Genomic DNA, 19,903 nt, shown 5'->3' with positions numbered 1-19,903 from the left:
CCGGGACGCCCACACGTGCTGCCGGGCGTTTTCCGCCGCCGGTGACCGTCCGGCGGAACGGGGAAGCCGTTCGCCGCCCGGGTGGGCGCGTGCGCAGGCCATTGTCAGTGGCCTGCGCTAGCTTCCTCGGAGTCCGATACATCCGGCATATCCGGTCCATGACCCTGCTCCCGGGAGGATGCATGACCTCGCGCCTCAACCCCTACATCTCCTTCGCCGGTGACGCCCGGCAGGCGCTGGAGTTCTACAAGGAGGTGTTCGGCGGCACCCTGGCGCTGAACACCTATGCCGAGTTCGGCCAGCAGGACAGCCCGCTGGCCGACAAGATCATGCACGGCATGCTGGAGACCCCCGGCGGCTTCACCCTGATGTGCGCCGACACCCCGTCGGACGACCACAGGCCGGGCAACAACATCTCGGTGAGCCTGAGCGGCGACGACGACGCCGAACTGCGCGGGTACTGGGAGAAGCTGTCCGCCGGGGCCTCGGTGAGCGTGCCGCTGGAGAAGCAGATGTGGGGGGACGTCTTCGGCATGTGTACGGACCGCTTCGGCATCACCTGGATGGTCGACATCACCGGTCAGGGCGGCTGACGACACGAAGGGCGGCCCACGGCCGGCGCCCCGATGTGGCCCTCTCCGCATGCCGGAACGTGTGTCCTGCCCCAGGCTGGATAAGCGGTCACCGCACGGACCACGGAGGACGAGGGAGCAGAGTCTCATGGGAACCGAAGCGTTCCACTCGGAAGTGCCCCTGACGGTGAACGGCAGGCCCTGCCGCGTCACCGTCGACCACCGCTCGACGCTGCTGGACGTCCTGCGCGAGCGGCTGGGTCTGACCGGCGCCAAGAAGGGCTGCGACCACGGCCAGTGCGGTGCCTGCACCGTCCTCGTCGACGGACGCCGGGCGAACAGCTGTCTGCTGCTCGCCGTGGCGCAGGAGGGGTGCGACGTCACGACCGTCGAAGGTCTGCGCCCGGCCGACGGTGCGGAGACGCATCCTCTCCAGCGGGCCTTCGTGGAGCGTGACGCCTTCCAGTGCGGCTACTGCACCCCGGGGCAGATCTGTTCGGCCGTCGGCGCCGTCGCGGAGGCCGAGGCGGGCCATCCCTCGCACGTCACGGACCCGCAGGCGCCCGCGGGCTCCCCCGTGGAACTGACCAGGGACGAGATCCGGGAGCGGCTCAGCGGCAACCTGTGCCGCTGCGGCGCCTATCCGCACATCGTCGAAGCCGTGGAGGACGTGACCCGGTGAAGCCCTTCATGTACGTACGCGCGCACAGCGTCGACGAGGCGGCCGCGGCGCACGCGGGCAGGGCCACCTCCCGCTACCTCGGCGGCGGCACGAACCTCGTCGACCTGATGAAGCTGGGCGTGGAGAGCCCCCGGACGCTGATCGACGTCAGCGCCCTGCCCCTGGACGCGGTCGAGGAGCTTCGCGACGGGTCCGTGCGCGTCGGGGCGACGGTGCGCAACAGCGACCTCGCCGCCCACCCGCTGGTGCGCGAGCGCTATCCGGTGCTGTCCCAGGCGCTGCTCGCGGGCGCGTCGGGCCAGCTGCGCAACATGGCGACCACGGGCGGCAACCTCCTCCAACGCACCCGCTGCCCCTACTTCCAGGACCTCGGCAAGCCGTGCAACAAGCGTGAGCCGGGCACCGGCTGCGGGGCCCGGGACGGTGTCCACCGCGACCACGCGGTCCTCGGTCACTCGCCGCAGTGCATCGCGACGCACCCCTCCGACATGGCGGTCGCGCTCGCCGCGCTCGACGCCCAGGTGGAGCTGTACGGGCCGGGCGGGCGGCGGAGCGTTGCCGCGGCGGAGTTCCACCGGCTGCCCGGCGGCCGTCCCGACCTGGACACCGAGATCAAGCACGGCGAGCTGATCACAGGCGTCCTGCTCCCGCCGGTGACCGCGGGACTGCCCTCCGCCTACCGCAAGGCCCGTGACCGCGCCTCGTACGCGTTCGCGCTCGCCTCCGTGGCCGTGGTCCTTGACGTCGAGGGTTCCGTCGTACGCGAGGTGCGGATCGCGTTCGGCGGCCTGGCGCACCGGCCCTGGCGCGCGCGGCGGGCCGAGCGGGCGCTGCTGGGCGGCGCGCCGAGCGAGGAGGCGTTCCGGCAGGCCGTCGAGGCCGAACTCGACGCGGCCGAGCCGCTGCGGGACAACGCGTTCAAGGTGCCGCTGGCCCGCAATCTCGCGTGTGACGTCCTGCGGCGCCTGGCCGGCAGACCCCCGGCTTCCTGACCAGGTCCCCGCCCCTCCTCCGCCCTCCAGGGAGAACACCTCATGCCGGACACCACCAGCGCTCTCGGGGCGCCCGCCGAGCGCAGGGAAGGCCCCGCCAAGGTCACCGGGGCCGCCCGGTACGCCGCCGAGCACACGCCCGACGGATGCGCGTACGCCTGGCCGGTCCCCGCCACGGTGGCGCGTGGTGAGATCACCGCCATCGACGACACGGCGGCCCTCGCCCTGCCCGGGGTCATCGACGTCCTCAGCCATCTGAACGCGCCGCGCCTGGTCGAGCCGGAGGACGCGACGCTCGCCGTGCTCCAGGACACGCATGTGCCCCACCGCGGCTGGTACGTGGCCCTGGTGGTCGCCGAGACGCTGGAGGCCGCCCGCGAAGGCGCCGCCGCCGTCGAGGTCACCTACGCCGAGGAGCCGCACGACGTCACCCTGACCGCCGGCCACGCCGACGCCTATGTGCCCGAGGACTCCGACGGCACCTCGGGCGAGCACGTCCGCGGTGACGCCGACGGCGCGTTCTCCTCCGCGCCCGCGCAGGTCGATGTCGTCTACCGCGTACCGCCGTTGCACAACCACCCCATGGAGCCGCACGCGGCGACCGCCCGCTGGGACGACGGGCGGCTGACCGTGTACGACTCAAGCCAGGGCGCGACCACCGTGCGCGATACCCTCGCGGGCATGTTCGCGCTGCCCGAGGAGCGGATCACGGTCGTCTCCGAACACGTCGGCGGCGGCTTCGGCTCCAAGGGCACGCCCCGGCCGCACGTCGTACTCGCCGCCATGGCCGCGCGCACGACCGGGCGCCCCGTGAAACTCTCCCTGCCCAGGCGGCAGTTGGCGACCGTGGTCGGCCACCGCTCGCCGACGATCCAGCGGCTGCGGCTTGGCGCGCGGCCGGACGGCACGCTGGTCTCCGTGATCCACGAGGTGACCTCGCACACCTCGCGCGTCAAGGAGTTCGTCGAGACGGCGGCCGCCGCCACCCGTGTCATGTACCCCTCGCCACACGCCCGCACGACGCACCGGGTCGTGCCGCTCGACGTGCCGAGCCCTTCCTGGATGCGGGCGCCCGGTGAGGCGCCCGGCATGTACGCGCTCGAGTCGGCGATGGACGAGCTCGCCGTCCGCCTCGACCTCGACCCCGTCGAGCTGCGGCTGCGCAACGACACCCGCGAGGAACCCGACAGCTCCAAGCCCTTCAGCAGCCGGCACCTCGCCGCGTGCCTGCGCGAAGCGGCCCGCCGTTTCGGCTGGTCGACGCGCGATCCGCGGCCCCGCTCGCGCGCCGAGGGACCCGTCCTGATCGGCAGCGGCGTCGCCTGCGCGACGTATCCCGTGCTCGCCGCGCCGTCCCGGGCGAGCGCGCACGCCTACCCGGACGGCAGTTTCGTGGTCCGCGTCAACGCCACCGACATCGGTACGGGTGCGCGCACCGTGCTCGCGCAGGTCGCCGCGGACGCGCTCGGCGTGCCGGTGGAGCGGGTGCGGGCCGACATCGGCAGCAGTGACCTCCCCAACGCGCCGCTGGCCGGCGGCTCCTCCGGCACCGCCTCTTGGGGCTGGGCCGTCCACGAGGCGTGTACGCGGCTGGCCGAGCGCCTCTCGGGGCAGCACGGGCAGCAGTTGCCGCCGGAGGGAGTGGGCGCCAGCGCCGACACTGCGGGCACCGCGGACGCGGACAGCGATTACGCGCGGCACGCGTTCGGCGCGCATTTCGCCGAGGTCGGTGTCGACATGGTGACCGGTGAGGTGCGTGTGCGCCGCCTGCTGGGTGTGTACGCGGCCGGGCGCATCCTCAACGCCCGTACAGCGCGCTCCCAGTTCATCGGCGGGATGACCATGGGGCTGGGGATGGCGCTCACGGAACACAGCACGATGGACGAGGCGTTCGGTGACTTCGCGGAGTCCGACCTCGCCTCCTACCACGTGCCTGCCCACGCGGACGTGCCCGCGATCGAGGCGCACTGGGTCGACGAGGAGGACCCCCACCTGAACCCCATGGGCAGCAAGGGCATCGGTGAGATCGGCATCGTCGGGACGCCAGCGGCGATCGGCAACGCGGTGTACCACGCGACGGGCGCGCGGCTGCGCGAACTGCCGCTCACGCCGGACCGGGTGCTCGCGGCCGCCGAAGGGGCCCTGTAGCGGGCGCGCGTCGTCAGGAGGCGGCTCTCCCCCGGCTCTCGCGGGTCCAGGCCAGCAGTTCCTCCGCCGTCCAGGTGGTCACGACGCGCTCGGCGGGGACCCCGCACTCCTCGGCCCGTGCGCACCCGAAGATCTGCCAGTCCAGCTGGCCCGGGGCGTGCGCGTCGGTGTCCACGGAGAACAGGACCCCCGCGTCCACGGCGCGGCGCAGCAGCCTGCGCGGCGGGTCGAGGCGCTCGGGACGGCTGTTGATCTCCACCGCGGTGCCCGCCGCCGCACACGCGGCGAACACCTCGTCGGCGTCGAACGTCGACTCGGGCCTGCCGCGTCCGGTGACGAGCCGTCCGGTGCAGTGGCCGAGTATGTCGGCGCGGGGGTTGCTGACAGCGGCGACCATGCGGCGGGTCATCGCGGCGGCGGCCATGCGCAGCTTGGAGTGCACGGAGACGACGACCACGTCGAGGCGGTCGAGCAGTTCCGGTTCCTGGTCGAGGGAGCCGTCGTCGAGGATGTCGCACTCGATGCCGGTGAGCAGCCTGAAGGGCGCCCAGCGGGTGTTGAGGTCGGCCACGACGTCCAGTTGCTCGCGCAGCCGCTCCGGGGAGAGTCCGCGGGCGATGGTGAGCCTCGGCGAGTGGTCGGTGAGCACCGCCCACTCGTGGCCGAGCGCCTGTGCGGCCCGGCCCATCTCCTCGATGGGGCTGCCGCCGTCGGACCAGTCGGAGTGCAGGTGGCAGTCGCCGCGCAGCAGCGCCCGCAGTGCGGCGCCGCCTTCGGCGAGCGGGTCCCCCGCCTCGCCTTCGAGCCGTTCGAGATAGCCGGGCACACCACCGGCGAGCGCCTCGCGGACGACGTCGGCGGTCTTGGGCCCGACCCCCTTGAGCGACTCCAGCGTCCCGTCGGCGGCGCGCCGCGCGGCCTCGCCGTCGGGCAGGGCGCCGATGACCGCCGCCGCGGTACGGAAGGCCCGCACGCGGTAGGTCGGGGCGCGGCCGCGCTCCAGCAGAAAGGCGATCCGTTCCAGCGCCTCCACGGGCTCCATCGGCACCTCCGGCCGCCGGTCTCCTCCGCCGGCGTACGCGTCCTACCAGCGTCACCCATGACGGGCCGCGCGGCACGGCGAGCGTGCCGCGCGGCCCGGCGTCGGGGAGAACCACGTACGCCTGGAAGGCTGCTCTCAGGCGGTGGGCTCTTGTGGCTCCGGGTCTTCGGTGGGCGAGGTCTCGGCTTCGGCCGAGCCGCGTCGGCCGGTGCCCGCCTCGTCCGTGTCGGGCACGTCCTCGTCCGCGTCGTCGGGGCTGTTGCCTGTGGTGGACGCCTCCTCGTCCACCTCCCAGGGGTCGCGCTCGTCCGAGGCCTGCTGGTCCGGCAGGTCCCTGGGCACGGGCGGGCCGTCCTGGCCCGGCGACGGGGGGTTGCGCTCGTCCATGGGGTCCATGAGTGGTGCTCCGTTTCCTCGGTGTTCTCTGTGCTCGGGGCGGGCGCTCGGTAGGTGCGGCTGGGCCTACTCGATGACGACCCGCACCGTGTTCAGTTCGCTGTCCTTGGCGTCGGGGAGGTTCATCCCGGCCGCCACACCCGTGCGGAGATAGCGCAGGACAGGCTCGGTGAGACGCTCGCCGGGCAGTGCCGTGGGGATGCCGGGCGGGTACGGGGTCATCATCTCCGCGGCGATGCGGCCCACCGCCTCGGTCACCGGCACGTCCTCGGTGACGCCGAAGAACGCGTCGCGGGGGTGGATCGCCTGGTCCATGCGCAGCTCGTCGGCGGAGGGGACCTCCACCGGCGGTGCGGGGCGCAGGCGCGGGGCGGCGTGGGCCAGCTCGCGCAGGGCCGTGAGCAGCCTGCCGGTCGTCTCGCGGTCGTCGCCGTGGGTGATCTGGGCGCTGATCCTGCGGTGGTCGCTGAGGTGCACGTCCAGACAGTGGTGCTCGCGCAGCCAGTCCGCCGCCCGGTATCCGCTGGTGCCCAGGCCGCTGACCTCGATGACGACCGGCAGGGGGTCGAAGTCCGCGGCGAGTCCGGGTCCGCAGAAGTCGACGCGGTCGTTGACGTGCAGGCCGTCGATCTCCTCGATCGCCGCGCGCGCCTCGGCCGCGAGGTCCAGGGCCCGGCCCATCAGCTCGTGGCCGTGCAGGACCATCTGGCGCCGCCAGCCGTCGAGACCGGCGTAGATCAGGACGGAGGGGCTGGTGGTGCCGAGGAGGTCCGCGCAGTTCTCCAGGTCCTCCGGGTCGATCAGGTCGCCCTGGAGGTGGAAGACGGAGCCCTGTTCCAGACCGCTGCCCATCTTGTGGATGCTCGTGACGCAGACGTCGGCGCCCGCGTCCATCGCCCAGGACGGCAGGTCGGGGTGGAACGGCAGGTGCGCGCCCCACGCCTCGTCCACGACGAGCGGCCGCGACCGGCGGTGGCAGACATCCGCGATGCCCCTCAGGTCGGCGCAGGCACCGTACGGGGTCGGACTGGTGACCAGCGCGCCCTTCGCGTCGGGGTGGGCGGCGAACGCCGCCTCGAAGGCCTCGGCTCCGGGCGCGTGGGCGAGATGGCGTTTCTCGTCCCACGTCGGCTCGACCCACACCGGCTGGATCCCGGACAGGATCAGCCCGGAGACGACGGACTTGTGCGCGTCCCTGCCGACGAGCAGTTTCGACCCCGGGCCCGCGATGGACAGCATGGCCGCCTTGACCGAGAGCGAACTGCCGCACGTGGAGAAAAAGGTGTGCTCGGCGTGCACGGCGTCCGCCATCAAGTGCTCGGCCCGTTCCAGGACCCCGCCCCGGGTGCGCCGGTCGTCGAGGCCTCCCGAGGCCAGCAGGTCGCCGTGGAACACCGCGTCGCCGAGCACCTCCCGCACGGCCGGATCAGCGCCGCGGGCTTGTTTGTGGCCCGGCGGGGTGAAGCCGATCCGGCCCTTGTCGCGGTATTCGGCGAGAGCTTCCAGTACGGGGGCGCGGGTGTGATCAGGCGACATGGGACACGCGTTCCCTGGAGGCGCGCCGTCCAATCCGGGCCTCCGTCAACCGGGCGTAGCGGCCGCGGTCCGGGCCGACGACCCGGCCGCGGCTCCAGCTGTGGCTCTGGCTGTGGCTCCGGTGCGCGAGGGTCATGCGGCGTGGGCGTGCTCGGCGCCGTCGTACCCGGCGTCGGCCTCGGCACGCACGCGGGCGCAGCTGCGGCTGATCAGCCGCGAGACATGCATCTGCGAGATGCCGAGTTCCTCGGCGATCCGGCTCTGCGTCATGTCCTCGAAGAAGCGCAGGTACAAGATGGTCCGCTCGCGTTCCGGCAGCTGCCGCAGGCCCGCCTTGGCCGCCTCGCGGTCGGTGATGCAGTCATACGCGGGATCGGGCGCCCCGAGCGTGTCGGCGAGGCTGAAGCCGTCGGGGTCGGCGGAGGAGATCTCGGCGTCCAGCGACAGGGCGCTGTACCCCTCCATGGCCTCCATGCCGTCCCTGACCTCGTCCTCGGTGAGCCCCGCGTGCTCGGCGATCTCGGTGATGCCGGGCTCCGGCCCGCTGCCGGGCCGGTCGAGCAGCTCGCGGCGCGCGACACGGACCTTGTTCCGCAGTTCCTGGACGCGCCGGGGCACACGCACGTCCCACATGCGGTCGCGGAAGTGCCGCCGCAGTTCACCCGTGATGGTGGGCACGGCGTAGCTCTCGAAGGCGCCGCGTCCGGGCTCGTACCGGTTGACCGCCTTCACCAGGCCCATCGCGGCGACCTGCTGGAGGTCCTCGAGGCTCTCCCCCTTGTTGCGGAAGCGGCCGGCGATCCGGTGCGCCATGGGCAGCCAGGCCTCGACGAGTCCTTCGCAGAGGATTTCGCGCTCGGGCCCGTCCTCAAGAGTGGCGAGGCGGGCGAATTCCTCGGCGGTGTCAGGTGCGTCGTTGTGGGGGTGCCGGGTCGCCGTACGACGACGGGCGGAGTAAGCAGTCAGGTCGGTAAGCATCAGAAATTCGCTCCTCAACGGTGCCGAACAGTGACCGCGAGAATCGGAGGCGCCCCGGTGACAGGCATCCACCGGGAGGCAACACACCGCTCCCGCGAACGCGCCTCCGGTCCGAAGCACGTTATCCGCCTGCCCTTCGAACCTGTGGCCAAACAGCCTTCTCGCAAAGCGGCTCGGGGAGTATCTCCGTGCTCATGGGGCACACGCCCCGCGGGGAGCTAAGCGTCAGAACGGCACGTGGACGCAGGCCTCGCCGACCGGCCGCATTGGGGTGCGGCCGGTCGGTCTCCTTGACTCCCGTCAGACTCTTCCGTCAGGTCATGCCTTGCCGGCGGGGACCTCGGCGTCCAACTGGTTCAGCAGGTCCGCCGGGTTCGCGTACACGGCCGAGGCGCCGGCCTCCTCCAGATCACCGCGGGGAATGCCTCCCGAGAGGAGCGCGATGCTCCGTACTCCCGCCCGGGACGCCGCCCGCATGTCCCATACGGTGTCGCCGATGAACAGGGCCTCGTCCGGACCGCATCCCGCGATGTCCAGGGCGTGCCGCACGGGGTCGGGGGCCGGTTTGCCCGAGGACACGTCGTCGGCGCTCGCGATGCCGGCGATCACGTCGTCCGCGTCGATGGCCCGACGCAGCGCGCCCAGCTCCCCGCCGCCCGCCGAGGTCGCGAGGACGACGCGCCACCCGCGTCCGTCGAAGGCGTGCAGCAACTCGCGTGCGCCCTCCAGCGCGGGCAGCCGGTCGAAGTACGTGGCGTACAGGGTGCTGTGCGCGGCGCTGATCTCGTCGTCGAGGCCGCGGTCGCGTTCGTCGCCGAGGAGGTGGGCGATGAGGTCGGTCGAGCCGAGGCCGATGGCGTGGTGGATGTCGTGCATGGCGACGTTCTGGCCGGCTTGGCGGAACGCCTCCCACCAGGTGGTCACATGGAGGTGATTGGTGTCGGCGAGGGTTCCGTCGACGTCGAACAGCGCGGCACGCGCCATGGCTTCACACCGTTCTTTCCGGGGTGTCGGTCGGGGCGTTCATCGGGGCGGTTCATCGAGGCAGTTCATCGGGGCTCATCAGGGCGGGTGCGCGTACGTCCGTGATGACGAAGCCGCTGCGGGGCCTGGTCGGCACCCGGTGCAGCGGGATCCGCAGATCCTGTTCCGGTACCCGGTAGTCGAGCCGGGCGAGGCGCGGCAGCAGCGTGGTCAGCACCGCCAGGGTGACGTCCTCGCCCGGGCAGCGGTGCCCGGCGGAGGCATCGCCGCCGCCCTGGGGGACGAGTTCGTCGCGGCCCGGTTCGCGGCCGGTGAACCGCTCGGGGTCGAACGTGTACGGCGCCTCCCACAGCCCCGGGTCGTGGTTCTGCCCGTAGAGGTCGAGCAGGATCATGGAGCCTTCGGCGATGCGCTCGCCGTGCCAGTCCAGGTCGCTCGGGGCGAGGCCGGCGACGAACGGCGCGAAGGGGTAGAAGCGCCGCACCTCGTGGGCGAACGCGCGGGCATAGCCCTCGCCCTCGGTGGCCAGCCGCTCGCGCAGGTCCGGGTGCCGGTGCAACGCGTGCGCGCCGAAGACCGTGAACCAGGTGACGGCGACGGTCGGGCGCAGGACGTTGAGGAGTTCGACGGCGGCCGTGCGGGGGTCGAGCAGCCGCCCGTCGGCCTCGCGGTGGGCGGCCACGGCCTCGGCCACGGACGGCGGGTCCGAGGCCTCGTGGCCGGGCGACCGGATGTCCTCGATCAGGCGGGCGAGCCGCTCCTCCTGCCGCTTGCGGGCGCGCCGCGCCTTCCAGTGGCGGGGTCCCGCGGTGGCGAATCCGTCGACCATGGCCACGAGGTCGTGTGCGGTCCGGTCCGCTTCGTCGTCCGGGTGCCGGTCGTGCCGGTCACCAGGATGCTCGGCGTGCAGGTGCTCGCCGTCGGGATGCCCGGCGTCCGGGTGCCGTGTCAGGGGGACGCCCGCCCAGGCGCAGACGGCCCGGGTGATCAGGAGGCTCACCTCGTCGAAGAGCGTCACGTGGGACCGGTCGGCCCATTCCTTGCCGGCCCGCTCCCATTCTTCGGCGACCCGCTCCGCCAACGCGGTGACCGCGGTGGCGTCCTTGAGCGCCGACACGAACATGGCCTTGCGCTCACGGTGCTCCTCCCCGTCCAGGGTGTGCACCGCGCCCTTGCCGAAGAGCGTACTCAGGACGGGCTCGGGCAGAGCCGCGCGGCGGCGCACGTGGTTCTCGTCGTAGAAGAAGGGGACGGCCTCCGGACCGCGCAGCGCGATGGCCGGCTTGCCCATCAGACGGGTGCGCACGGGCCCCGGCCCCTTGCGGCGGGTGAGGTCGGGGAGCCACGCGTAGCCCTGGGCGAGGAGCGGCAGCGTGTGGTCCAGCATGAGGTCCTCCTGGTGGAAAAGACGCAGGCCGTCGGCATGTGGGGGCGGTGGCCCTCCTCGAATCCTGACCGAACCAGGACCCGCATGCATTTCCCCGGCCGGCGCACGACTCGGTCACGTGCCCGCCGGTCGCCTTTCGGTGATCAACGGGTCACGGTGATCCGTGTGCCCCGAGGCCACCCTGACAAATCTGCCCTTTCCGTCCACATCCCGGTCCTTTCCGCACTGCCCATACCGCGCTCACGGTGAACACCGCAGTCCACGAAATCCCAGGAGGCGTTGGCGCCCAGGCGGCAGCGGCAGCGGGAGGGGCTGGGCGGCCGCTAAGGCGTGTACCCGGCCGACGGGGTTGCCCCTTTTGTTGTGCCGCCACCTGCCGTCCGGACCGGGAAGGGCGTCGACAAGGGGCGGTTGGTGCGCAGCTCGGGCCTCGCGGCCGGACGTTCACCTTCGCCATGTGGCTGGTCGCGGGCTCCTCCTGCTGCCAGGCCGGTGTGCCAGGGCGTGCTCGTCCTGTTCACGGGCGTCGTGGTCTGCGCGTGGATGCCGGCGCGCAAGGTGCGCCTGGCCGGTTGTGGCCGAGTACGAGTTGGCCGAGTTCGTATGCGAGGTGCTGCCGTGCCTGACCGCCGTCCAAATGTGGCGGGAGGAAGACGAATGGTGTCCCGGTCTGGCGTGTGGAGAAGGCTCCGACGTCGCCGCAGTCGGGCGGGAGAGCGAAGATGCGGATGCCGTGTGATTGGAGGAGCGGCGTCAGCGGGCCGCTGGGGGCGTCGCCCATCTGCCAGTGGGCCCGTAGGGACTCGGGGTCGAGCCGCGGCCAGGAGGGCAGGTTGGGGCATGGCAGCCACAGGTGCGTTTCGATCCATGGGACCAAGGCGACGGTGAGCTCTGCGACAGCGACGGCGCTGTAGCGTTTGCGCGCGGTCAGTCTGGTCGGGCTTCGCAGGCTCATCGTTTCAGGCAGGATCTGGCGGGGCGGCGGGGCCAAGAGGAATTCTGGGGTGACGTCCAAAGCGCCGGCCAGCCGGTCCAGGGACTGGGGTGACGGGTACTTCAGGCGGTTCTCGAAGTGAGTGACGCTGTGCGTCGTCAGCTTGGCGGCGCGGGCGAGCGCAGCCAGTGTCATCCGACGGCGGTGCCGCGCGAGGACGAGGCGCTTTCCGGAGAACGCGGGGATCACTGTCACGGACAAGCAGCCATCGGATTGGGGAGCGTGCGCCGGCGGTGCTGCTGCGCGATCCAGCGCACCAGCGGGTCACGCTTGTCGTCGTAGTCGTACTGATAGCCGGGCAGGACGCGCGCTCGGACCTCGTCGATGAAGATCCGCATGTCCGCCGGGTGGCCTGTGAACGGCAGGTCCCGAGAGCCCGGGGCGGCCAGCAGGCCGGCAAGCGACTTCCTCATCGTCGTCGACCAGTGGTCCCGGGTCACCGACTGCTGCCCGGCGTACGTACGCACCTTCCGCACCGGCGGCAATGACTCGAACCTCGCCGTCCACACCGCTGACAGGGGCTCACGACGGCGTACGCGGTTTTCATCGACGTACTCGACCTCGAAAACACCGTGCCCGACGTCGGCGAACGCTTCGACAGCCACTCGACCCCTTCACCAGAGCGAACGCACAAGCGCTGCTCACGAGAGAGCCACACGCTCCTCAAGATCAGCAACGGATCGGCAGGCAAACCGCCCTTGAGAGCGAAAACGAAGCGGGACAAACAACAGCCAGGCCGTCCGCGGTCGGCGATGGGACAGGTGTACGACTCCGGTAATCTGGATCTTTTCTCGCAGGAGGAGTTGCACCAGTGGAGTTCCGGCTGCTCGGAGCGGTTTCCGTGGCCACTGAGGTCGGTGTGTTGCCGCTCGGTCCCGCCAAGCGGCGCAGCCTGCTCGCCGCGCTGTTGCTGCGGCCCAACCATCCCGTTCCGGTGGAGCAGTTGACGGCCGCGCTGTGGGACCAGGAGCCGCCGGCGCGGGCCCGTGGTGTCATCCAGGGCCATGTGTCGCGGCTGCGGGTGCTGCTCGCGGGCGCCGAGGCCGAGATGTTCGGCGTCGAACTCGTCACCCAGGGCACGGCGTACGTCCTGCGGATGCCGGAGTCGCTGCTGGACGCCCACCGCTTCGAGGAGCTGGTGACGCTGGCCCGCGGTCAGCGGGTGCCCGCCGACGCCGTGGCCATGTATCAGGAGGCGTTGTCGCTGTGGCAGGGACCCGCCCTGACCGGCGCGTATCCCAGTCAGCCACTGCAAGCCGCCGCCCAGGCGCTGGAGGAGCTGCGGCTGGCCTCCGTGGAGTCGCTGGCCGGGGCCTACGCGCGCATGGGCGAGCACGCGCGGGCCGCCGCCGTGCTGCGGGCGGAAGCCGGCGTCCATCCGCTGCGTGAGTCGCTGTCGGCAGCGCTGATGAGGGCGCTGCAGCGGGCGGGGCGGCGGACCGAGGCGCTCGACTGGTTCCACCGCACCCGGCGGCTGCTCGCCGACGAGCTGGGGGTCGACCCCGGCCGGGAGCTGGCCGACGCCTACGCGGCCGCGTTGCGCGGGACGGGCGAGGAGGAGGATCCGGGCGGCCCGGGTCCGGGTTCAGGTGGGATCGACGGTGAGCGCAAGGAGGCGGCGGTAAGGGGCACCGCGGTGGCGGCTCCCCCTCCCCCGGTGGCCGCCGCGCCGCCCGCGCCCGCCCCCGCGGCATCCCCGCCCGCCCTGCCCGGTGTGGTGCTCGGGGCATCGCAGCCGCTCCCGCCCGGCACGATCGACCTGCTGCCTCGTATGCCCCGAGGTTTCCACGGGCGGGGCGGGGAGCTGACCGCGCTGTCCCGGGCCGCCGCCGGTGAAGCGCCCGTCTGTCTGGTCACCGGGCCCGCGGGCGTCGGCAAGACGGCGCTGGTGACGCACTGGGCGCACCGCAACCGCGAGCAGTTTCCCGGTGGTCTGCTCTACGCCGACCTGCGCGGCTTCAGCGAGACCGGAGAGCCGGCCCTGCTGGAGGTGCTGCGTGAGTTCCTGTTGGCGCTGGGGGTCGCGCCGCGCCGGATACCGGAGTCGGCCGGCGCCGCGTCCGCGCTGTTCCGCTCCCTGTGCGCCGAGCGGCAGTTGCTGGTCGTCCTCGACAACGCGCGGGCGTCCGAGCAGGTCAGGGAGTTGCTGCCGGGCGGTGCCCGCTGCGTCACCGTCGTCACGAGCCGGTACCGGCTGCGCGGCTTGATCGCCTCCGACGCCGCGCGTCCCGTACCCGTCGACGTACTCGAACCAGATGACAGCACCGCTCTGCTCGCCGCGGTGCTCGGCACGGAGCGGGTGCTCGCGGAGGAGGTGGCCGCGCGGCGCCTGGCCGAGCTGTGCGGTGGGCTTCCCCTCGCGCTGCGGGTGGCCGCCGCGCGGCTCGCGGACCAGCCGGAGTCACCGCTGAGCGCGATGTGCGCCGAACTGTCCGACGAATCGCGCCGGTTGAGCCTCCTGGACGTGGAGGACACGGGCGTGGGCGCCGCGCTGCGGCTCACGGTGCGCCGTCTCCCAACGGACGCGGCGCGGCAGTTCGCCCATCTCGGGCGCCATCCGGGCGTGTACGTCGACCGGTACGCGGCGGCCGCCCTCGCCGACACCGACCCGGCGACCGCCGAGGCGGCGCTGGACAAGCTCACCGCCGCGCACCTCGTCGTGCGGGCCGGGCCGGACCGCTGGACGCTGCATGATCTCGTACGGCTGTACGCGCGTGACCTGGATGCCGGGGCGGAGGCCCTGCCGCGCGTGCTCGACCTGACCGTGGCGACCGCGCTGGCGGCCGCCGACGCGGCCGAGCCCGGCGACGAGTCCTGCTTCGCCCTGCCCGCGGACTTCCGCCCGCCCCGGGCCCTGCGGGAGTTCGCCAACCGTGAGCAAGCCATGGCCTGGTACGCGGCCGAGCGCGACGACCTGACGCTGGCGGCCGCCGCGGCGGATACCGCGGGGCTGCACGGCAGGACGTGGCGGATCATCCTCGGGATGTGGCCGCAGATCGTATGGCGGGTGCGGGACGGGTGGACTCCCCTGCTCCGTACGGCGTTGGAGGCGGCGCGGGCCGACGGTGACCCGCGCGCCGAGTCCCGGGTCCTGGCCCTGCTGGGGTGGGTGCTGACCGAGGAGGGCCGCGTCGACGAGGCGCTGGTCCACCTGGAGGCCGCGCCGGTGCTCGCCGCGCGGGCACGGGACACGCGCGGCGAGGCGACCGCGCTGATCAACCTGTCGCTCGCCCAGGCGGCGCTCGGCAGCCCGGACGAGGCGGCAGAGGGGTGCGCGCTGGCGGCGGAGCTCGCGCACAGCGTCGGCGACCGGCACACCGAACGCCTCGCCCTGTGCCACCTCGCCCGGCATCGGCTGGACGCCAGGGAGTGGCAGGCGGCCCACGAGACGGCCATCACCGCGCTGGACCTCGAGGGCCCTTCGGAGGCGTCGGCGGCGGCCCGCGTGCTGCTGCTCACCGCGATCGGGGAGGCCCTGCTGGGCATGGGCGACGAGACCGAGGGGATCCGCCGCCTGGAGAACGCGGCGCTGGAGGCGGAGACGTGCGGCTACGACGACGGCGCGGTACGGGCCCTCGGCGCGCTGCTCCGCGTCTCGGCGGACGCGGGGCTCCAGGCGCGGTACGACACGGCGATGGTACGGCTCATGGCCCGCACGTGACGGCTCGCCGCCGGGGCGGGGCGGTAGCGCCGGGCGGGGCGGGCGGTGGAGCGGTGCCGGCGGTGGAGCGGTGCGGTTCGGTCGGGGTGACGCGGGCGGAGGCCCGGCTCCTGGCCGGCCGCTGCCGCCCGGTGACGCGGTGCGTCCGGAGGTAAGGCCGGGCGGCGCGCACGGTGGGTTCGGAGGTTCGGCCGGGCGGCACGCACAGTGGACCCGGAGGTACGGCCGGGCGGCATGCACAGTGGCCCCGGACGCTCGGCCGGACGGCATGCGCAGTGGACCCGGGCGCTCAACCGGACGGCATGCGCAGTGCCCGCCGGTTGCAGGGCCGGTCGGCCCGCACATGCGGCGGCGTGCACCCGCCACGCCCGCGTATACCGGCTCCGCGTTCGGCGGTGCCGCACTTCGCGCGCCCTGCCCGACGTACCCGGGTGTTCGAAGCGGCGCGGCGCGCTCCCCTCAGGCCTCGTGCGAGCCGCGGGGGGCGTTCTCCGTGAGCTGCCGGTTCACCTCTCGGGTCTGCTCCGCCAGGTCGCGGGCCCTCGACTCCGCCTCGTCGGCGCGGGCGTTGATGCGGGCGATGTCCTCCTCGATGACCTTCAGGGCCAGCTCGGCCGCGGCCCCCGCCTCCTGCGGGGGCAGGTCCTCGGGGAGGTCCGCCAGCGCGCTCCTGACCGCGGGGATGCCGCCGCGGTCGTGGATCTCTTTCCAGAACTCGTAGTCCATGGCCTCATCCTGGCCGATCGGCCGCCCTCGGCGCGAAACGGTGCCCCGGGGCCGGATCAGGACGCGGGCTCCGCGGGCACGTTCACGCGGGGCGGGGTGCTGAAGTCGAGTACGTCCTGCGCCGTCTGCTGGGTCTCCTCCGCGGCCTTGCGAGCCGTGGCGAGGACGTCGCCGTGCTCCTGGACGAGGGTTTCATAGATCGGCGCCTGGGCGGCGTCATTGGCCGGCATGACCTGCGACTCCTTGTTCGGTGACGGTGTGGTTCGGGTCGGCCGTGGGTGGCCGACCCGCGACCTTACGCGAACTCGGTGCGCGATGGGCACCCGACCCCGATCATGAGTTCGGGCCTTGTGACCACTTTCACAGGACGAGGAAACAGGACGAAGAAAATGAGTTGTCCGTTTCGGGGGCCGCCGTGAGGATGGGCCGGGAAGATCGACGACGTGACGAGGCACTCCATGTTCACCACCGTCCCCACCACGGCGGGCCCGGTACGAGGCCGCGTGAAGGGCGAGGTCACCGCGTTCTCGGGCATCCCCTACGCGGCTCCGCCCTTCGGTCCGCGCCGACTGCGGCCGCCCGAGGCGCCGGAGCCGTGGTCGGGGGTGAGGGACGCGTTCAGCCCCGGCCCGCCCGCGCCCCAGCCGGGCTATCTCCCCGCGATGGCCGACCTGCTGGCGGACGCGGGAGAGCCGGGCGAGGACTGCCTCAGCGTCAACGTATGGACGCCGGCACCGGGCCGTACCGGAGGGCGGCTGCCGGTGATGGTCTGGATCCACGGCGGCGCGTTCCGCAACGGGTCCGGTTCCCTGCCCGCCTATGACGGGACACGCCTCGCCGCCGACGGCGTCGTGTGCGTCACCCTCAACTACCGCCTCGGCGCGGAAGGTTTCCTGCTGCTGCCCGACGGCACGGCCAACCTCGGTCTCCTGGACCAGATCGCCGCGCTGGAATGGGTGCGGGACAACATCGCCGGGTTCGGCGGCGACCCGGACAACGTCACTGTCTTCGGCCAGTCCGCGGGCGCCATCAGCATCACGGCGCTGATGACCATGCCGCGGGCCCGCGGGCTGTTCCGCCGTGCGATCACGCAGAGCGGGGCCGGGCACCACAGCCATCCGGAGAGCGTCGCACGGCGCGTCACCGAGCGGCTGGCCGCCCTCGCCGGGGCCGAGCCGACGCGCGAGGGGCTGGCCGGCGTACCGCCCGAGCGGCTCGTCGCCGCCGACAGCGCGCTCGGCCGGGAGATCGCGCGGGCCGAGGACCCCGGGCTGTGGGGCGAGTCGGCGGGCGGCGGCACCACGGTGCTGCCCGTGGTGGACGGGGCCACCCTGCCCGAGCGGCCGGTCGACGCCATCGCCGGCGGGACCGGCGCGGACATCGATCTCCTCACGGGTACGACCACCGAGGAGTTCCGTCTCTTCCTCGTCCCCCTGGGGATCGCGCCGCGCATCACGGACGGCGTGCTGCACGGCCTCCTCGCCGGGCTCGGGCTCGACGACCCCGCCAAGGCCCGCGCCGTCTACGCGGCCACGCGTCCGGACGCCTGCCCCGGCGACCTGCTCTCCGCGGCCATGACCGACCACGCCTATCGCATCCCCGCGCTCCGGGTGGCCGAGGCCCGGGTGGCGCTCGGTGCGCGGACCTACGTGTACGAGTTCGCGTGGCCCACGCCCGTCCTGGACGGCGCTCTGGGCGCCTGCCACCTGGCGGACGTCGGCTTCGTCTTCGGCAACCTCTGTGACCCGCTCCTCGGCCCCGACGCCCCGCAGGACCTCTCCCGTCAGATGCGCGAGGCGTGGATCTCGTTCGCCGGGACCGGGCGCCCGGACGCCCCGGGCGGCGCCCTGCCGCCCTGGCCCGCCTACGGCGAGCGGCGGTCCGTCATGCGGCTGGGCGATGACGCGCCCGCCGTACACGAGGATCCGGAGGCCGACACGCGCCGCCTCTGGGAGGGTCTGCGGCTCCCCCTGCCCGACAAGTAGCGGGATATCCCAACGCCCTTACGCCGAGGGCGCTTTCGGGGGCCGCATACGTCGGCGCGCGCGTGAGGTGCCGCCCCGGTCGGGGTACCCGTGGCGGGACGCTAGGAGGAGTCCATGCCACTCACGTTCCGCAAGAGTTTCCGGATACTTCCCGGGGTGCGTCTGAACATCAACAAGCGCTCCTGGTCCCTCACCACCGGCGGCCACCACGGCCCCCGCCGGACCCACAGCAGCACGGGCCGGCGTACGACCTCGATGGATCTGCCCGGCCCCTTCGGCTGGCGCCGTACGACGCGGCGGGGCGGGCGCAGGTGACCTACGGCGTCCGACGTACGTCATTAATCGATTTCGCGACGGGGGCAGCCCTGTTACGGTCGTCCGCATGAAGCGCGCCGCGATGAGGACGACGACGCCGGAGAGTGTCCCGGCGCGCTGACCGATGTCTCAGTCCGAAGCCCCGGGGCAAGTGCCCCGGGGCTTCGGCATGGGGTCACTTGCCCGCTGTCCGCGAGGAGACCACCATGCACGACCACCGCAGACTCGGCCGCGACCTCGGCCTGTTCGACACCGATCCGCTGATCGGCGCGGGCCTGCCGTACTGGCTGCCGGACGGCGCCGCCGTGCGGCACGCGCTGGAGGAGTACATCCGGGACGCCGAACGGCGGGCGGGATACCGGCACGTGTACTCGCCGGTGCTCGGCAAGCGGGAGCTGTACGAGATCTCCGGGCACTGGTCGCACTACAGCGACGACATGTTCCCGCCCATGGACGTGGGCGGCGAACAGATCGTGCTGCGGCCGAGCCTGTGTCCACACCATGCGGTGATCTACCGTTCCCGCTCCCACAGCTACCGCGAGCTTCCGCTGCGCATGGCCGAGCTCGGCGGCATGTACCGCGCCGAACTCTCCGGCGTCCTGGGCGGGTTGAACCGGGTGCGGAGCATCCATCTCAACGACGCGCACATCTTCTGCACCCTGGACCAGGTCGCCGACGAGGCGCGGGCCGCTCTGGAGATGATCCGCCGCGCGTACGAGGCGCTGGGCGTCCGCCCGGCGCGCCTGCGGCTCTCGCTGCCGGGCCCCGGGGGCAAGTACGTCGCCGATCCCGGGAAGTGGCGGCGCTCCACCGCCTTGCTGACCGAGGTACTCGACGGCTGCGGCCTGGCGTACGAGGCCGTCGAAGGTGAGGCCGCGTTCTACGGTCCCAAGATCGACGTGCAGGTCGCCGACGGGGCGGGCCGGGAGTCGACCCTCTCCACCATCCAGGTCGACTTCCACCAGCCCGAGCGGTTCGGCCTGCACTACATCGGCGCGGACGGCGCGCAGCACCGCCCGGTGATGGTCCACCGCAGCATCATCGGCAGCGTCGAGAGAGCCGTCGCGCACCTGGTCGAGGAGCACGGCGGCGCCTTCCCCGCCTGGCTCGCACCCACCCAGCTGGTGGTTCTTCCGGTCTCCGAGGCCCAACTCCCGGAAGCGGAGGTCGTTTTGCGGCGGTGTGCCGAGCTCGGGCTGCGCGCAGAGATGGCCGGTCCCGAGCACGGCAGCCTCGGTGCCCGTGTCCGGGCCGCCCGGCTCGTGCCCTACCAGCTGGTCATCGGGGCGAAGGAGGCCGCCGATGGCCGTGTCGCCCTGCGGCTGCGCGACGGGCGGCGCGTCGACGCGCTGCCGGTCGAGGAGGTCCTGGCCCGCGTCCGGGCGCTGATCGGGGCGCACCGGGTCGAGCTGTGGGGCAGGGAGTCTGTGCCGTCCTGACATGGGGGCGAAAGGGAGGGGCGCCTGGAGCATGAGCTTGGCATGCACACGCCATGACTGCTCCAC

At 72.8% G+C, this 19,903-nt stretch carries 18 protein-coding genes; 8 read left to right on the top strand and 10 right to left on the bottom strand.

Annotated elements, in window-relative coordinates; translation table 11 throughout:
* The first annotated feature begins 182 nt into the window (after positions 1 to 182).
* The 4 genes from ACF062_RS26170 to ACF062_RS26155 all read left to right on the top strand — a co-directional run bounded on the left by ACF062_RS26170 (position 183) and on the right by ACF062_RS26155 (position 4,394).
* Positions 183 to 593, top strand: a complete 411-nt coding sequence (locus tag ACF062_RS26170; protein WP_223778692.1) for a VOC family protein — start codon at positions 183 to 185, stop codon at positions 591 to 593.
* Between the two features lie 127 nt (positions 594 to 720).
* Positions 721 to 1,254, top strand: a complete 534-nt coding sequence (locus ACF062_RS26165; RefSeq protein ID WP_392141740.1) for a (2Fe-2S)-binding protein — start codon at positions 721 to 723, stop codon at positions 1,252 to 1,254.
* Positions 1,251 to 2,246, top strand: coding sequence for an FAD binding domain-containing protein (locus ACF062_RS26160; RefSeq protein ID WP_392141738.1), 996 nt, complete (start codon positions 1,251 to 1,253; stop codon positions 2,244 to 2,246). Before ACF062_RS26165 ends, ACF062_RS26160 begins: the two co-directional genes overlap by 4 nt.
* 42 nt (positions 2,247 to 2,288) lie before the next feature.
* On the top strand, positions 2,289 to 4,394 hold the full coding sequence (locus tag ACF062_RS26155) for a xanthine dehydrogenase family protein molybdopterin-binding subunit (RefSeq protein WP_392141737.1): 2,106 nt from the start codon (positions 2,289 to 2,291) through the stop codon (positions 4,392 to 4,394).
* Between the two features lie 13 nt (positions 4,395 to 4,407).
* Here the strand turns inward: ACF062_RS26155 and ACF062_RS26150 are convergent, their stop codons facing one another.
* The 8 genes from ACF062_RS26150 to ACF062_RS26115 form a co-directional block, all read right to left on the bottom strand.
* On the bottom strand, positions 4,408 to 5,436 hold the full coding sequence (locus ACF062_RS26150) for a PHP domain-containing protein (protein ID WP_392141735.1): 1,029 nt from the start codon (positions 5,434 to 5,436) through the stop codon (positions 4,408 to 4,410).
* Positions 5,437 to 5,571: 135 nt separating this feature from the next.
* Positions 5,572 to 5,832: a hypothetical protein gene (locus ACF062_RS26145; protein ID WP_392141733.1), complete on the bottom strand. Its 261-nt coding sequence runs from the start codon at positions 5,830 to 5,832 to the stop codon at positions 5,572 to 5,574.
* A gap of 66 nt (positions 5,833 to 5,898) precedes the next feature.
* On the bottom strand, positions 5,899 to 7,368 hold the full coding sequence (locus ACF062_RS26140) for an aminotransferase class I/II-fold pyridoxal phosphate-dependent enzyme (protein ID WP_392141731.1): 1,470 nt from the start codon (positions 7,366 to 7,368) through the stop codon (positions 5,899 to 5,901).
* A gap of 132 nt (positions 7,369 to 7,500) precedes the next feature.
* The gene (locus ACF062_RS26135; protein ID WP_392141729.1) at positions 7,501 to 8,346 is read right to left on the bottom strand and encodes a SigB/SigF/SigG family RNA polymerase sigma factor; all 846 of its coding nucleotides are present in this window, start codon (positions 8,344 to 8,346) and stop codon (positions 7,501 to 7,503) included.
* Between the two features lie 318 nt (positions 8,347 to 8,664).
* A complete protein-coding gene (locus tag ACF062_RS26130; protein ID WP_392141727.1) occupies positions 8,665 to 9,330 on the bottom strand; it encodes an HAD family hydrolase in 666 nt (221 codons plus the stop codon).
* A gap of 52 nt (positions 9,331 to 9,382) precedes the next feature.
* A complete protein-coding gene (locus tag ACF062_RS26125) occupies positions 9,383 to 10,717 on the bottom strand; it encodes a cytochrome P450 (RefSeq protein WP_392141725.1) in 1,335 nt (444 codons plus the stop codon).
* Positions 10,718 to 11,234: 517 nt separating this feature from the next.
* Complete coding sequence (locus ACF062_RS26120) at positions 11,235 to 11,906, bottom strand: helix-turn-helix domain-containing protein (protein WP_392142041.1); 672 nt, start codon at positions 11,904 to 11,906, stop codon at positions 11,235 to 11,237.
* Positions 11,903 to 12,316, bottom strand: a complete 414-nt coding sequence (locus ACF062_RS26115; protein ID WP_392141723.1) for a hypothetical protein — start codon at positions 12,314 to 12,316, stop codon at positions 11,903 to 11,905. The genes ACF062_RS26120 and ACF062_RS26115 overlap by 4 nt, the downstream gene beginning before the upstream one ends.
* A 206-nt stretch (positions 12,317 to 12,522) precedes the next feature.
* On the opposite strand from ACF062_RS26115, the gene ACF062_RS26110 reads away from it, so the two are divergent.
* Positions 12,523 to 15,372: a BTAD domain-containing putative transcriptional regulator gene (locus tag ACF062_RS26110; protein WP_392141721.1), complete on the top strand. Its 2,850-nt coding sequence runs from the start codon at positions 12,523 to 12,525 to the stop codon at positions 15,370 to 15,372.
* Positions 15,373 to 15,831: 459 nt separating this feature from the next.
* Here ACF062_RS26110 and ACF062_RS26105 read toward each other — a convergent pair whose 3' ends face one another.
* Positions 15,832 to 16,098, bottom strand: a complete 267-nt coding sequence (locus ACF062_RS26105) for a hypothetical protein (RefSeq protein ID WP_392141719.1) — start codon at positions 16,096 to 16,098, stop codon at positions 15,832 to 15,834.
* A gap of 56 nt (positions 16,099 to 16,154) precedes the next feature.
* Positions 16,155 to 16,328 carry a hypothetical protein gene (locus ACF062_RS26100; RefSeq protein ID WP_320588854.1) on the bottom strand — a complete coding sequence of 58 codons (174 nt, stop codon included), beginning with the start codon at positions 16,326 to 16,328 and terminating at the stop codon, positions 16,155 to 16,157.
* 213 nt (positions 16,329 to 16,541) lie between these two features.
* Here ACF062_RS26100 and ACF062_RS26095 point away from each other — a divergent pair, with 213 nt between their 5' ends.
* The 3 genes from ACF062_RS26095 to thrS all read left to right on the top strand — a co-directional run bounded on the left by ACF062_RS26095 (position 16,542) and on the right by thrS (position 19,837).
* Complete coding sequence (locus tag ACF062_RS26095) at positions 16,542 to 18,083, top strand: carboxylesterase/lipase family protein (protein ID WP_392141717.1); 1,542 nt, start codon at positions 16,542 to 16,544, stop codon at positions 18,081 to 18,083.
* A 114-nt stretch (positions 18,084 to 18,197) separates the two neighbouring features.
* A complete protein-coding gene (locus ACF062_RS26090; protein WP_223778678.1) occupies positions 18,198 to 18,398 on the top strand; it encodes a DUF4236 domain-containing protein in 201 nt (66 codons plus the stop codon).
* Positions 18,399 to 18,604: 206 nt separating this feature from the next.
* Entirely contained in the window at positions 18,605 to 19,837 is a 1,233-nt protein-coding gene (gene thrS / locus ACF062_RS26085) for a threonine--tRNA ligase (protein ID WP_392141715.1), read from the top strand.
* Positions 19,838 to 19,903 lie beyond the last annotated feature (66 nt).

Source organism: Streptomyces sp. NPDC015345, from assembly GCF_043078805.1.
GTDB lineage: Bacteria > Actinomycetota > Actinomycetes > Streptomycetales > Streptomycetaceae > Streptomyces.
Note: the sequence above shows the minus strand (reverse complement) of the source record. Positions and strands in the feature narration are given on the sequence as shown.